Source organism: Peptococcaceae bacterium (assembly GCA_024655825.1).
Lineage (GTDB): Bacteria > Bacillota > Peptococcia > DRI-13 > PHAD01 > JANLFJ01.
Map to the genome: position 1 here is coordinate 19,532 of JANLFJ010000014.1, position 12,874 is coordinate 32,405.

Consider the following 12,874-nt stretch of genomic DNA (forward strand, 5'->3'; position numbering starts at 1 on the left):
ATGGAAACCGCGATGATGGTCCTGGCCGGTATAAGCGCCGCCGCGTCCTTCCTGTTTCTAATCAGGGCCGGCCAGGTGAAGGCCGAAACCCTCAAAACACCATCTGCCCTGAAGAAAATCCAGAAACAGTTTCAGCGGCGGCTGGAGGGCGGCCTGCCTCCCTGGATGGAACAGTGGATGGAGCAGGCCGAGAAAAGGTCGAGAAGGGGCCAGATAAGATTCAAGCCCGTCCACTACCTGCTCATGGCGGCGGCGATGATGGCGCTGGCGGTGTTCGTGGGGTTCGTCCTGTTAAAGAACGTGGTCGCTTTCGGGATACTGGCGGCCACGGCGTTCATTCTGCCGGAACACTTCATCCGCAGCCAGGTCGAATCAAGAAGGAACCAGCTTTTGCTCCAGCTCGGGCCGGCGGTGAGGGTGCTGGCGGCCGAACACTCCGGCACCGGGCAGGTGAGCCGGGCGGTGATAAGGGTCGCGGACAAGCTCGACCCGCCGCTTAGGGACGTGTTCGCCAGGGCTGCCCGGGGATTCCTGGCGGGGCGTACCCACGACCAGATTTTCCTTCAGATGCTCGACGACCTGGATTTCGAGTACGGCCAGATATTCGTGTACTCGCTGCGGATACTGGCCGACGACGCCCAAAAGCGGGATTTGCTCTGGTGGCTGGCGGAGCAGATCGCCTCCCAGGTGGACGACATACTCGAAGAAAAAAAGACCGTGGTTCAGGAGAGGCTGTACTCGGCGGCGGCGGTGCTGATGATGTTCCCGGTCCTGCTCGTCATGCTGGGGATATTCCCCGAGACGAAGGTTTTTCTGGTGGAGAACCCGGTGGGCCGGGCGGTGGCCTGCATCTGCCTGGCTTCGCCACTGGCCAACATTCTGTTCGACCGCATGGTCAACCGGGGAATCTGAGAGGAGGTGAAGGTTCATCCTAGCGGTATTGGCGGCAGGGGTGTCGGCGGGGCTGGCGGCGTTCGTCGCCGTATACCTGCTCGTCCGCGACAGACGGTTTTCCCTGCCCAGAAACGACGTCCAGAGATTGATCGAGAACATGCAGAGGAAATCCCTGAAACGAAAAGATGACCGGAACAGGGTATACCTCAACGGCGGGTGCGCCGGGGCGCTGGCGGTTATTCTGATCGCCCAGGGAAAGGTTTCGCCCGGGGGTCTTGTTCTCGGGGCGATTTTCGGGGCAGGCGCGGCCCACGTGTACCAGATGGTTGCCGGCTACTCCGCCCGGGCCAGGAGGATGCGCGAGGCGGCGCTCTTGTACCTGCTGGTGGAGATGGGGCTGAAGTCAGGCTACTCTCTGCCGCAGAGCCTGCGCAGCGCGTCGGTCATGGTTCCAGGTCTTTCCGCTCACCTGGAGAGGTGCCTGGAGGTGTGGCCGAAGAATCCTATCGAGGCGCTGGAGTATCTCAGGCTGGCGATCAACCTGCCCGAAGCCGACGCTTTCGTGACCGTGCTGATGCAGGTGCAGGACATGGGGGCGGGGAGGCTACACGGAGCGCTCGAAGAAGGATCGCGACAGTTGAACAATCTCATGCGGGCGCTGGTTCGCAGCCAGGCGGCGGGCAAGCCGCTGGCGTTCTCGATTTTTCGGCTGCTGCCGCTGGTGGGCTGCCTGGGGATCGTGCTGGGTCCTCTGGTATACCAGATTATCGACATGGTTAAGGTTATCTTCGATGTGTTCAGTTGAGAGGGGGTGAGAATCAATGCGGAAGGTCATTGAGGAACTCAAGAAGGTCTGGAAAGAAGAATCGGGAGTGACCATCATCGAGGCGCTGCTCTACGGCGCGGTCATAGCGACCATAGCCTATGTGAGCGTTAACGCCGTGGGGACCTACGTCAAGGGCGGTGCCAGCAACCTGGGTTCCAGTGTGAGCGGCAAACTGACTCCCACCTGGAGCTAAATCTGCCCAACTATTTTTAAAGCGGCTGAGGGGTGAACCCTTCGGCCGCTTTTGCTTTATATGGGAGGATAGTTTGCCTCTCTTTCTCTTATTCTAATCCTTCTCTCGTTGACAATCCAGAGCTGCCCTGGCGCAAAATGGTCGGATAGCTTTGGCAGCAGATCGCTGACTATTTTTAGAACAGCTTCTTTGCCTTGGCTTTTAGGGCGCAACACAATAAGTCCCATGTTTTTATCTGGAGGGTACGCGATTATGTTCGAGAAATCGTTGTCAAGCGTAATAAGGATTCTGCCTTCCTCCTGACATTTGCCTATCAGGAAGCTGTCGGCACAACCCTGGAGCTTTTCAGAATAAACCGACTCAGCGTTGTAACCAGCTACATTGAGCATTGTCGCGACATCCAGGGGAAGGTTTTCGTCTGTTTTGAATTTCAAGAGCCTTCCTCCTATATCGCCAATGAGCGCTCCTTTGCCAGCAGAGCCGCATATGCAAGTGCAGCATCAATATCCTCTGGCTGCAAGGAAGGATAGTTTTTCAAGATTTCTTTGCGACTCATGCCGGACGCCAGGTTATCGAGTATGACGGAAACCATTATGCGGGTGCCGGCGATACATGCCTTTCCGTGACATATTTCCGGGTTTACGCTGATACGTTGCAAAAGGTCCATCGCTTACCCTGCTTTCCAAATGTCTTTTGGTATTCTTAACAGTATCACGCTAAGCAAATGTTCGTCAAGGAAGAAGGAAGCAATATGCTATCGCTTGCCTTCCGACTTTATCACTCCAAGCCGAGCTCATGTTTCAAAGACTTCTGAAGGACTTGTGAAAAGTTGATGCCGGCTTTTTCAGCCCGGTCGTTCAGCCAACTCGGTATGGTTAGATTTTTGCGGACGGTGCGGTTGTCGTGTGCCCGGCGGTAAGCATCGAAGTCGATGTCAACCAGGGCGACGATTTCGTCGTCGGCGTGATCAGGAATTTTTATAGAAGGGGCGGGAATTGTCCTGCCGGCGTCCACTTCGCTGATACCCCACATGCCGATAGCGTCGCGCGCCATTTCGATTGCGTCCACAATATCAGCGCCCTGGGTATTGATCTCAAGATCGGGGACATAGACCACGTAACCGGTTTTGCTGGGGGTTAATATCACGGGATATGCCCTTTTCAAGGATATTACACCTCCATTTTTTAGTAGAGGGCTTATTTCAGTCCCTGTCTTTTTATGATTGCCGCGGCCAACATTTCGTCGATTTCGTTATGGCAAGGGATGGATTTTCTTTTAATGCCGTTGGTGTATATGTCGTGCTTCTTGCCCCTTCTTTCTAACCACCAGCCGTTTGTTTCCAGTTTCCGTATTAGGTCCTTCCGTTTCATTGTTCCATCCCCTCAATCAATATTATACGCATAAATGCGTATAGCTCAAGAAAAATCCCAGAATTGCAAAGAGACGCGATTATCACGTCAAGCAAATGTACGTCAGGGAAGTAAGGATGCAACATGCTATCGCTTTTTGTTTAGCGTGCGACTTTTCGAGAGGAGATGACGCCGTGGACAAGCGCCTGGTGGCCATCGTGCTGCCCATGTATAACGAGGAGGAATCCATACCGTCCCTGCGGGCGATGTTCGACGGGAACCTCGCCCTGCCCGAGGGCTGCGACTACCGCATAATAGCGGTCAACGACGGCAGCGACGACCGAACGCTGGAGCTTGTCACCCGCTGGGCCAGGGATAACTGGAGAGTGTCGGCGGTTTCCCACGTCCAGAACATGGGGCTGGGGCAGGCCATCCTGACCGGGATCGGCGAGGCGGTTCGGATGCGTTCGGACGTGGTGGTGACGATGGACGCCGACGCTTCCCACCCGGGGGAGGTCATCCGCCGGCTGGTCGATGAGGTGCTGAACGAGGCGGACATAGCCATCGCTTCCCGGTTCGTAGCCGGGAGCAGGCAGGTGGGCGTTCCGCTGTATCGAAGGGCTTTGAGCGCGGGCGCGAAACTGGCGCTGCGGGCGGCGTTCCCCCTGGAAGGGGTTAGCGACTACACCATCGGTTTTCGCGCCTACAGCGCCAGGGTGTCGGCGAAAATCATCTGCGAAGACTGGCGGTTCGCGAAGTCCCGCAGCTTCGCCTTCACCGCGGAGATGCTGCTCGGGGCGGCCGCGCACGCGCGGAGGATAGCCGAGGTTCCGGTCTGCCTGCGCTACGACCTGAAAAAGAGCAGGAGCAAGCTGCGGCTCGCCGCGACTCTGCTCGACTACGCGAAACTTTTCATGCGGCCCGGGCACATCCGGGCGATCAATCCGGAAGGGGGGAGGAGTGTTTTGAGATGCCTGTTGCTGGAGTTCCGAAAGGTTTTAAGAGAAGAAACCGGAGCTGGGGTGATCGACTACCTGGTGGCGACCGCGGTCATAGCGACCGTAGCCTACGTCTGCCGCAATATACTGGTAAATTCCCTGAAGGCGGCGCACAACTCTATGGTCAACAGCGTTACCAACATCACCGGAAACTGATCTTCGGGCAAAGAGGGATGAGCCTGATCGAGTTCCTCCTCATCTTCGTCGTCATCGCCTACCTTTCCTTCCAGGCGACCGACCTGGCGCTGATTCTGGGCCAGCACCAGGGCGCGAAGCACCTCCTCAAGCAGTATGCCGACCGGGTGAGGTTGAACGGCAGGCTCTCCAGTACCGACGAGACGGAATTCAGGAATAAGATGACCCAGCTGGGCCTGACCGTGGAGAGCATCGACACCCAGAAGGAGTCCGAGGGAGAGCCGCGGATACTGCGCTCGAACGACCCGGTGGCCAGCACCATACCGATTACGGTGGTTTGCAAGCCCGTTCAGCGCCCGTTCAAGGTAGGCGCTCTCATAGGAGGTGATTCGGTCGGTGACAGCTGGAGGATACGGTTGCAGATCACGGTTTTTTCCGAGCGGATCGACCCTTAACCAGAGGGGGAGCGCCCTCATCTTCGCGCTGATGATGATTCCGGTTATCGTCATGGCAATTGTATTTTTGGGTGACACCATCCAGGCGGTAACCGGGAGCGACTACGACGTGAGGGACACCATCGACCTGGCGGCACGGGCGGCCAACTACCAGGCGGAAAGGAGTTCGCAGGCGGCCGGGGACGCCCGCGTGCTGGTCGACCAGGCCCACAGCGCTTTCAGAAGTTCAATAGCGTACACTCTGCGGTTAGACCCCAATACCCTGGCCCCGCTGTCCAATTCTCCTCTCAAGTCGGCCCCGCAGTACATCCTGGTCGTCTACAACGGCGACAACGCCTACTCCGCCCAGGGAGCGCCGGCCGGCAGGATATACCGTTTTAACGGGGTGAGCGTCACCACGATCGACCTGTCCGCGTTGGGGTTCCCCAGCACGTTCGCGGTGTACGCCGACGACATCATCCAGGGGGGGTTCGGGGGAGTGGCCAGGGTCACTTTGCAGAGGCCGGGCTGCGTGGTCTGGATGAAAGCCGAGAGCAGAAAAGCCGCCGGGAAAGAAAGCGTAATATCGACCAGGTGGACGGCATCCCAGATTCACTACTGGTAGGGAGGTGGGGGCGGTGAAGAAAATAGTTCTAATCCTGACGCTGCTGGTCGTCTTTTCATCCCGGCCGGCGCTGGGTGCGGTGTGGGATTACGGCATAGGCGTCGCCGACACGCCAGCGACAATCGATTCTTCGGCTACCGGCGCGGCTATCGACACCGCGGCCCGGGAGATAAAACTGCCTTCCACCCTGGGCAACCTGGTTTCCTTCTGGGAGTCGGGCGATCTGGAGTATGTGGTCTTGACCAGCAGCGGCGCGAGGCACTACTCGTTCAACGGCTCGTCGATGGTGGAGAACCAGCTCCTAAACGCGAGCGTTTCAAACCCGGTATCGCTGGCCGCGTCTAATCCCTTTCCCGACGTCATCGTAGCCGACGGCACCGGGATCAGGCACTTCTCCTTCGGCGGTTCCGGTATGCTGGAGAACCCGGCCCTGTCCGTGGCCGGTCTTACCGGGGTGGTGACGGTGGGGGCTACGGGAACCAACGAGGTGGCCGCCCTGGTCGGGAACGCCGTCCAGCACTACAGCTTCAACGGAGCCAGCATGGTGAGAAACAGCCTTTTGGAACCCGCTTTATCGGCCAACCCGCTTTCCCTGGCGCTCGGCAGCGGCGGGTACGACGTGGCCGTCCTGGAGGCCAACCAGGTGAGGTGGTACTGCTTCACCGGTTCGGGCATGGCCGAAAACCCCGCCCTGGCCGTGACCGGGCTCAACAACCCGGTGGCCCTGGCGGTCGCCGATCCCGTCTCGGGCTACGACCTGTCGGTGGTGGAAGGGAACCAGGTAAAGAGCTACAGCTACACCGGGGGATCAATGGCGTACAACTCGGCCCTGTCGGTGACGTCCGGGCTTACCAGCCCGAAAGCGGTCGCTATCAGGCCGGGGAGCTTCGACCGCCTGATAGTCGACGGGAACGAAGTGAAGTATTACTCCTGGACCGGTTCGGCGCTGGTATTAAACCCCAGCCTGTCGGTCACGGTGAGCGACATAATAAGCGGCGGAAACTACGCGGCGTCCGCGGCGGCGCAGTCTTTGGCCTTCGACCCGGGTTACAACGTGAGCTACGTCCGGGTGAGGTCGGCCCACGAGCTGCCCGACCAGACCTCAGTGACCTACTCGGTGACCGCCGACGGGGTGAACTGGGTAGAGCGGTGGAGGGTGCGGGGAACGCCGACCGGCACGGTTCTGGAGGTGTTTTCGGGGGGTTCGTGGTTGCCGATAGGGAGCGCCAGCGACGCCCTGCCTTCGGCGGACAACGCCCAACTGTGGGCGAACGTCCAGAGCGGCCGCGCGGTCAAGTGGAAAGCGGTGCTGGCCACCACCAACCCCGCCGTGACGCCCAGGATAGCTACCAATCCCAGGGGAGGGGTGGCGGTGCGGTGGGACACCAACAGCGCTCCCAACCCGCCGGGCGTGTCGTCCAGCGGAGGGTGTTATCTAACCACCACACCGACCTTCACCTGGACCTACAGCGACCCCGACGGCGATTCCCAGGGATCTTGCCAGGTGCAGGTGAGGACGATCGGAGGAATTCTGGTGTATGACAGCGGGCGGGTGTATAACAGCAGCCACTCGTTCACCCTGCCGACCAGCGCCCAGCCCGACGTGGCCGGTCCGCTCTGGAGTTCGGGGGAGTACCAGTTCACCGTGCGGGTGAAGGTCTGGGACAGCAACGGTTTCGAGTCCGCGTGGTCGGGAGACGTCGGTTTCTGCGTGGTGGGTTTCGAGCGACCGCGCGTGGCGGAGATCGTAAGCCCGCCGGCGGGACAGCCCGCGCCCGACCCTTTAACCCCTTCGACGCACGTCGTGATCGCGCCAGGGACGGATGCTTCCAGCCTGCCCAGGGCGAAGGCCGGCGCGCGGGTAAAGGTGATCGTAGACAGCGTGGGGCCGCTCAATTCGGTTGCCGTGGAGTTCCCCTACGGGGCTTATCAGTCGTTCAAAGGGGACATCAGTCAACTGAACCCGGCCGGCAGCAAGGTCAACCGCTGGACGGTGGACTTCTGGACCGACGCCAGCGTGGAGCGCTGCCCGTCCGGTACGGCGGTGGGCATGGACTGGCAGGGTGTATCGGGCGCTGGCAACCCGCGGCTGAAAACGCCCGACTACGCTGCCGGGGTAATCCAGATACAGGGGACGGTGCTTGAGGATTGGTTCGTGATCTTGAAAGGGAAGGATTGAAGGACCTGCTTTTCCTGGCGGTGGCTTTCGCGGCGCTCCTTTTTCCCTGGCTCCTGCAGGTGGCCCTGACGCCGAAGGGGTGCGTTCCGAACGGCCACCTCATGGGCTACGAGGACTATGTGACCTTCATCGCCAAGATGGAGTGGGGGAGACTTGGGCATTGGAGCTACATCGACCGGTACACCCCCGAAATAACCGAGCCTGCCCCGATATACTTCTTCTACCTGTCGCTGGGGCACCTGGCCAAACTGAGTGGCCTTTCCACTCTGTGGGTGTTCCACCTGGCCCGCAGCCTTCTGGGGAGCCTCGCCGCCTGGGGGTGGTGGAGGTTCTGCAGGAAGCGCAGCAAATACCCTCTGCCCGCGTTCCTGCTGGGTATATGGGCGTCTTTCGGGCTTTTTGCGCTGTTCGGGCCTGATATGCGGATATACGAAACCTACGTTCAGGGACACGCCGCCAACTTCGGGATGATCGGGTTCCCGCACTACCTGGTGGACTTCCTGGCGATCCTGGCGTTCCTGGAGGCGTACCTGGACGGCGGGAAGAAGGCCCCTGTCCTTTCGCTGCTGGTCGGTGCGGGGCTGGGGATGGTTCACCCGTTCCTGCTGGCCCTGTTCCCGACCGTCATAATCGCGCACGCTGCGCTTTTCGATAAGGACAGGCTAAGGGACGCCTTCCTTGTAGCTGCGTGCGCGGCGCTGGGTTCTTTGCCGTTTATTATCTCGATGTGGGCGGCCTACCAGAAGTTTGAGTGGCTGAGAATCTGGAGGAGCCAGACGGCGCACGAGACCGGTTTGCTTGGGGACGGTTTCCGGCTGGCTGTCACCTTCGGCCTGGGCGGGGCGGTAGCATGGTTTAGAATCCCGGGGGTTGTCCGCAGCGGCGAAGCGCTGGAGAGGCTGTCGGCGGTGTGGCTCGTATTGGCTGGTGTTCTCCTGGTTTTCGCTCCTATCCCCAACAGCCGGGAGTTCGGGTTCTTCCTCACAATCCCGGTGGCGATGCTCGCCGCACCCTGGCTGGTCGAATTCTCGCGGCGGGTGAATACCCTGAAAGTCAACCTGATGCTGCCGGCGCTGGTGATCGCCTGCTGCGCCTGCGGGTTCCTCATGTTCGCCGAGATGTACCGGGTGACTCCCGACTCCTACCACCCGCAGGGGCTGGTGGAGGGTCTAAGGTGGCTTGAGGAAAACAGCGGCGAGAACGACGCGGCGGCCTGTACCTGGGCGACCGGCAGCGTTCTCCCGATGTATGTGACCCACCCGCGACCCTGGGTGGGTCACCAGTCCGAGACGCTGGGCTTTCTGGAGAAGGAGAAACAGGTCCTGCCGTTCTTTCGGGGCGAAATAAAGCTGCCGGTCCAGTGGGCGGTGGTCGGGAAAGGGGTTGACAGAGACATTCCGCGGCTGCCGGGGGAACCGGTCTACGAGAACGATTCGGTTGTAATATGGAGAGTGGACTGAAAGGGGGCAATGCCGTGCCCGGCGTGCTGTTTTTAGTTATGGCCGTCATTTCGGCGCTGGTCTGGTTCAACGACCCGGCCGCTTTCTGTTCGGCGGACGCCTGCCGGGAGATCCCGGGGTTTCTCGGCCGGTCGTGGTATCTGTGGGCGGCGCTTTATTATTCGGTCGCCGCCGCGGTGATCCTGGCAGCGAGGAGAAATAAACTCGTTCTGCTGTTTCTGGCGGGCGGGGTGGCGTTTCACGCCGCCCTGGTAGTCGTTGGGTACGCCCTAACCCGGTCGGTGTGCGTCCTGTGTCTTAAATTCTTCGCGCTGGAGGTCTGTTTGACTGTCCTTTACGGCCTGGGGTATCTGCTCGACTTCTACCGGCCGGCCAAAACCGCCCTGGCGGGGGTGTCGTCTGCGTTCGTTCTTGCGGCGCTGGCCTTGCTCGTGGCGAACCCGGCTCCCTGGCCGGCGGTCGTTCTGGCCCAGTACCAGGGCGTTTCTCTGGCGGAATTGAACCGCGAGGAACCGGCCCCCAGGCCGGAGGCCGATGCGAGAAACGCATCAGCGGCCGCTGACAGGAAACCCGCGAAAACAGAGGGGGTTAAACATCGCTACCTTCAGGTTTTGACTCCCGAAGGGCAATCTTGCAGCCTGGACATTTCCTGCAGGGAGGCCCTGCTCTTTGCGACCTGGTGTTCCCACTGTGACGACGCGCTGAAGGAGGCGGCCAAAAAACCGCCGGAGGAGAGGCCCTACCTGGTGGTGACGTATCTGAGGGACAACGAGGAGGAAAACGCCAGGGAGAAGCTGTCCAGGTTCGGGCTTGAAGGGGAAAGGTTCTATTTTTTGCTCGAGCCGCCAGCTGAAGTTAAAAAGGTTCCATCAATCTTGCAAGGATAAAAAAGGGAAAGGAGAGAAATAAATGAAAGCCAGAAAAATCATAAGCATCATTTTGGCTGTCCTGGCATTCGCAGCGATTTCAGCGTTCGCGCAGAATAAGGCTTATGCGGGTACATGGGTGGATGTCGGGTCGTCGCCGGCATCGCGTGGGCCAGCAGCCCCGTTGCCCGATGGGTCGGGGTTTGTTGTGGCTAAGTACACCAGCGGCGAAGTGTTCAGGTACAGTGGAGGAAGTTATACCTCACTGGGAGTACCTTACTCTGGCAACGCTGATTCTATGATAGTCGATTTGAACAATAACATTTATGTAATGTATTATAACGGCGTTTGGAAATATAATGGTTCTTCGTGGAGCAATACGGGACGTATTGGCAGTAGCGGCTGTTACGGTATTGGAGGTCTCACGCTACACCCGGACGGTACTGTGTGGGCTACAGACGGCGATTACGTGGCTTACTACAACGGTTCTTCCTGGGTTTCTACGCTATTAACAGTTCCTTCCGGCTACGACTTCTTTACTATTGCTTCTGATCGAAACGGCAATATTTATGTAGGCTCAAACAAGCCCGGTTATTTTTATTACAAACCCAATGGTGGAAGCTGGACGCAATGGAGCGATTTTACCTGTATTTTTGATGGAGCAATTTCCGGGACTGACGGCAAGGCTTATTTTATTGGTAGATATGGTGAATTATATCAACTTTACAACGGAACCAGGACATTATTAGGCAATGTGAGTGGTAGTCTTGGTAACTTTAATTTATTAGGTGCTACACCTGACGGCGCTGTTTTTGTGCGCTCTTTTAATGACCCTAATAACAATATATACCGTTATAACCCGTCTAATAGAGCCATAGAGCTTTCTCTCAGCGGACAAATGGCCGGAGGCGGGGCTGTCTTGCCCGGTGGGGAAGTGTGGATAAGCACGAATACCTCAAGAACGTATAAATACGTGCCCACTTATTCATTCAGCGCGACTTCAGCCACCCAGACGTCGGTGTCTCTTTCCGTGTCTTTCGACGGCAATCCACTGGTCAATGCCGACCTATGGTACAAGAAAAGCGGCGACGCGACATACACCTTCTGTACGACTTTCAGCGGAACGTCCGTAACCGTAAACTCTCTTACACCTGGCACTCTTTACTACTTCAAGATCACCCACAAGTGCGGCGGCATCACCGTCGACATGCCCAGCGCCATGATAGTAAACCGCTGGACGATACCCCCGCCGCCTTCGACTCCGACCGCGACGACCGGGGCTTTAACGTGGTCGACCAGCGAAGGCCGCGGCTACGTCGTTCTGTCCTGGCCGGCGGTATCCGGAGCAACTGGCTATAAAATATTTGTTTGGGACGGCAACGCCTACCGTTCCTGGGATGTCGGCAACGTCACCACCTGGGATTCCAGGACGGCGAGGATATACCCGAGCGAGTCTTGGCTTGACTCCCAGGCAGACAACACTGTTTCAAGCGACCCTTTCAACCATGTCCAGGGTGGCCTGGATTTAAGGGATACACCTAATAAACTATACCGCAAGACCGTAGGCTCGACGTATGATTCCGCCAACAACTACTGGTTCGGGGTTTCCGCCTACAATTCGTCGGGTGAATCCCCGCAGAGCAACGCGGCTCAACCGACGCTTCCCAACCGGACGGACAGCGCAGCGCCGACGATATCTTCACTCATGCTCAACAACGGCGACACCAAGACCAGCAGCAACGGCGTAACGGTTCAGGTGTCTGCCAGCGACCCGCTGGTGGCGAACTACACCTCCGACACCGCCGACGACGCCTCCGGCCTGTACCAGCTGGGCCTGTCCAACGACAACGTGACCTGGACGTGGGTTACTTATTCAGCGAGCGTGAACTGGAACATCACCTCTGGCCCTGGCCAGAAGACCGTCTACGCAAAGGTCAAGGACAACGCCGGCAACGTCGGCGAAACTCAATCGGCGACCATCTTCCTGGTGGACGACGTGGAAGGCCCGCAGGGGACGCTGCTTATCAACAACGGGGATATGACCACCGACTCGACGAGCGTTTCGCTCACCCTGTCGGTGTCGGACAATTTCACCCAGCCTTCCCAGATACAAATGCGTTTCAGCAATGACGGCACCAGCTGGTCGGCCTGGGAGACCTTCAACGCTTCAAAGAGCTGGACGCTATCCAGCGGTGACGGCTGGAAAGCCGTGTTCTGCCAGCTGAAGGACGCGCAATCCAACTACAGCACCATATCGGCTCACATAGCCCTGTCGACCTCCAGCACTGCTCCCAGCGGGACGGCAGCGCCCAGTAGCCCGCCGCCGACCGTGACCTTTAGCGGGTTAAGCGGGGTGTACTCCTCCAGGCTCCAGCAGGCGACCATCACCGCCAGCAGCCTTAGCAACGTCCGCAAGGTGTCCTATTCGCTGGACGGCATCACCTGGTCGCCCGAGGAGGACGTGAGCGGCAGCAGCTACGACAAGCAGATCGCCTTCACGGGCAGCGACGGCCTCAAGGCGGTGTACGTTAAGTTCCAGAACGCCTACGGCAAGTGGAGCCAGCCGGTGGCGAAATACTTCCTGGTGGACACCACGCCGCCGGAGATAAAGCAGGTAAGCGTGAGGAACAGGGCGACCGCGGTGTCGGGGTCGAGCGTTAACCTCAACGTCATGGTCAAAGACAACTTCTCGCAGGTGACGAGCGACTCCAGCGCTCCCCGCATCCAGTACCGCTATAGCGTCAACGGCGGTTCCTGGTCGAGCTATACCGCGATGACCGGCCCTTCGATAACGGCGTCCGGCCTGGTGGTGGGAGCCAACGACATCGGGGTCCAGGTCAAGGATTCCGCCGGCAACGAAAGCGAGGTGCAGTATGCTCAGGTATTCAGGGTTTCTTAGCCTTGTCCTGGCGGCG

Annotated in this window: 14 protein-coding genes; 10 read left to right on the forward strand and 4 right to left on the reverse strand. The window is 58.9% G+C overall.

Features of this window, described 5'->3' with window-relative positions; all coding sequences use genetic code 11:
• From NUV48_07010 to NUV48_07020, 3 genes are read left to right on the forward strand one after another with little or no spacing between them, the layout of a single operon-like run.
• On the forward strand, positions 1 to 912 hold the full coding sequence (locus NUV48_07010; GenBank protein MCR4441889.1) for a hypothetical protein: 912 nt from the start codon (positions 1 to 3) through the stop codon (positions 910 to 912).
• A gap of 40 nt (positions 913 to 952) precedes the next feature.
• Complete coding sequence (locus tag NUV48_07015) at positions 953 to 1,699, forward strand: hypothetical protein (GenBank protein MCR4441890.1); 747 nt, start codon at positions 953 to 955, stop codon at positions 1,697 to 1,699.
• A gap of 16 nt (positions 1,700 to 1,715) precedes the next feature.
• Positions 1,716 to 1,913 (forward strand): hypothetical protein, encoded by a 198-nt coding sequence (locus NUV48_07020; protein ID MCR4441891.1) that lies wholly within the window; start codon positions 1,716 to 1,718, stop codon positions 1,911 to 1,913.
• 56 nt (positions 1,914 to 1,969) lie between these two features.
• On the opposite strand, the gene NUV48_07025 is transcribed toward NUV48_07020, so the two are convergent.
• The 4 genes from NUV48_07025 to NUV48_07040 form a co-directional block, all read right to left on the reverse strand.
• Positions 1,970 to 2,347: a DUF5615 family PIN-like protein gene (locus tag NUV48_07025; GenBank protein MCR4441892.1), complete on the reverse strand. Its 378-nt coding sequence runs from the start codon at positions 2,345 to 2,347 to the stop codon at positions 1,970 to 1,972.
• 11 nt (positions 2,348 to 2,358) lie between these two features.
• Complete coding sequence (locus tag NUV48_07030; GenBank protein MCR4441893.1) at positions 2,359 to 2,580, reverse strand: DUF433 domain-containing protein; 222 nt, start codon at positions 2,578 to 2,580, stop codon at positions 2,359 to 2,361.
• A gap of 110 nt (positions 2,581 to 2,690) precedes the next feature.
• Positions 2,691 to 3,077 carry a type II toxin-antitoxin system HicB family antitoxin gene (locus tag NUV48_07035; GenBank protein MCR4441894.1) on the reverse strand — a complete coding sequence of 129 codons (387 nt, stop codon included), beginning with the start codon at positions 3,075 to 3,077 and terminating at the stop codon, positions 2,691 to 2,693.
• 32 nt (positions 3,078 to 3,109) lie between these two features.
• On the reverse strand, positions 3,110 to 3,283 hold the full coding sequence (locus NUV48_07040) for a type II toxin-antitoxin system HicA family toxin (protein MCR4441895.1): 174 nt from the start codon (positions 3,281 to 3,283) through the stop codon (positions 3,110 to 3,112).
• Positions 3,284 to 3,456: 173 nt separating this feature from the next.
• On the opposite strand from NUV48_07040, the gene NUV48_07045 reads away from it, so the two are divergent.
• From NUV48_07045 to NUV48_07075, 7 genes are all read left to right on the forward strand, one after another.
• Entirely contained in the window at positions 3,457 to 4,416 is a 960-nt protein-coding gene (locus NUV48_07045) for a glycosyltransferase family 2 protein (protein MCR4441896.1), read from the forward strand.
• A 17-nt stretch (positions 4,417 to 4,433) separates the two neighbouring features.
• Complete coding sequence (locus tag NUV48_07050) at positions 4,434 to 4,850, forward strand: hypothetical protein (GenBank protein MCR4441897.1); 417 nt, start codon at positions 4,434 to 4,436, stop codon at positions 4,848 to 4,850.
• Complete coding sequence (locus tag NUV48_07055; GenBank protein MCR4441898.1) at positions 4,792 to 5,454, forward strand: hypothetical protein; 663 nt, start codon at positions 4,792 to 4,794, stop codon at positions 5,452 to 5,454. Before NUV48_07050 ends, NUV48_07055 begins: the two co-directional genes overlap by 59 nt.
• 13 nt (positions 5,455 to 5,467) lie before the next feature.
• Positions 5,468 to 7,633, forward strand: coding sequence for a hypothetical protein (locus NUV48_07060; GenBank protein MCR4441899.1), 2,166 nt, complete (start codon positions 5,468 to 5,470; stop codon positions 7,631 to 7,633).
• A gap of 419 nt (positions 7,634 to 8,052) precedes the next feature.
• The gene (locus NUV48_07065) at positions 8,053 to 9,093 is read left to right on the forward strand and encodes a hypothetical protein (protein MCR4441900.1); all 1,041 of its coding nucleotides are present in this window, start codon (positions 8,053 to 8,055) and stop codon (positions 9,091 to 9,093) included.
• Between the two features lie 14 nt (positions 9,094 to 9,107).
• Entirely contained in the window at positions 9,108 to 9,980 is an 873-nt protein-coding gene (locus tag NUV48_07070; protein MCR4441901.1) for a hypothetical protein, read from the forward strand.
• A gap of 22 nt (positions 9,981 to 10,002) precedes the next feature.
• Complete coding sequence (locus NUV48_07075; GenBank protein ID MCR4441902.1) at positions 10,003 to 12,858, forward strand: hypothetical protein; 2,856 nt, start codon at positions 10,003 to 10,005, stop codon at positions 12,856 to 12,858.
• The last annotated feature ends 16 nt before the right edge of the window (positions 12,859 to 12,874 follow it).

What these genes read in the sequence shown, in the direction of transcription:
- NUV48_07010 (MCR4441889.1), top strand. Translation starts at nt 1, where the DNA reads ATGGAAACCGCGATGATGGTCCTGGCCGGTATAAGCGCCGCCGCGTCC.
- NUV48_07020 (MCR4441891.1), top strand. Translation starts at nt 1,716, where the DNA reads ATGCGGAAGGTCATTGAGGAACTCAAGAAGGTCTGGAAAGAAGAATCG.
- NUV48_07030 (MCR4441893.1), bottom strand. Translation starts at nt 2,580, where the DNA reads ATGGACCTTTTGCAACGTATCAGCGTAAACCCGGAAATATGTCACGGA.
- NUV48_07040 (MCR4441895.1), bottom strand. Translation starts at nt 3,283, where the DNA reads ATGAAACGGAAGGACCTAATACGGAAACTGGAAACAAACGGCTGGTGG.
- NUV48_07050 (MCR4441897.1), top strand. Translation starts at nt 4,434, where the DNA reads ATGAGCCTGATCGAGTTCCTCCTCATCTTCGTCGTCATCGCCTACCTT.
- NUV48_07065 (MCR4441900.1), top strand. Translation starts at nt 8,053, where the DNA reads ATGCGGATATACGAAACCTACGTTCAGGGACACGCCGCCAACTTCGGG.
- NUV48_07075 (MCR4441902.1), top strand. Translation starts at nt 10,003, where the DNA reads ATGAAAGCCAGAAAAATCATAAGCATCATTTTGGCTGTCCTGGCATTC.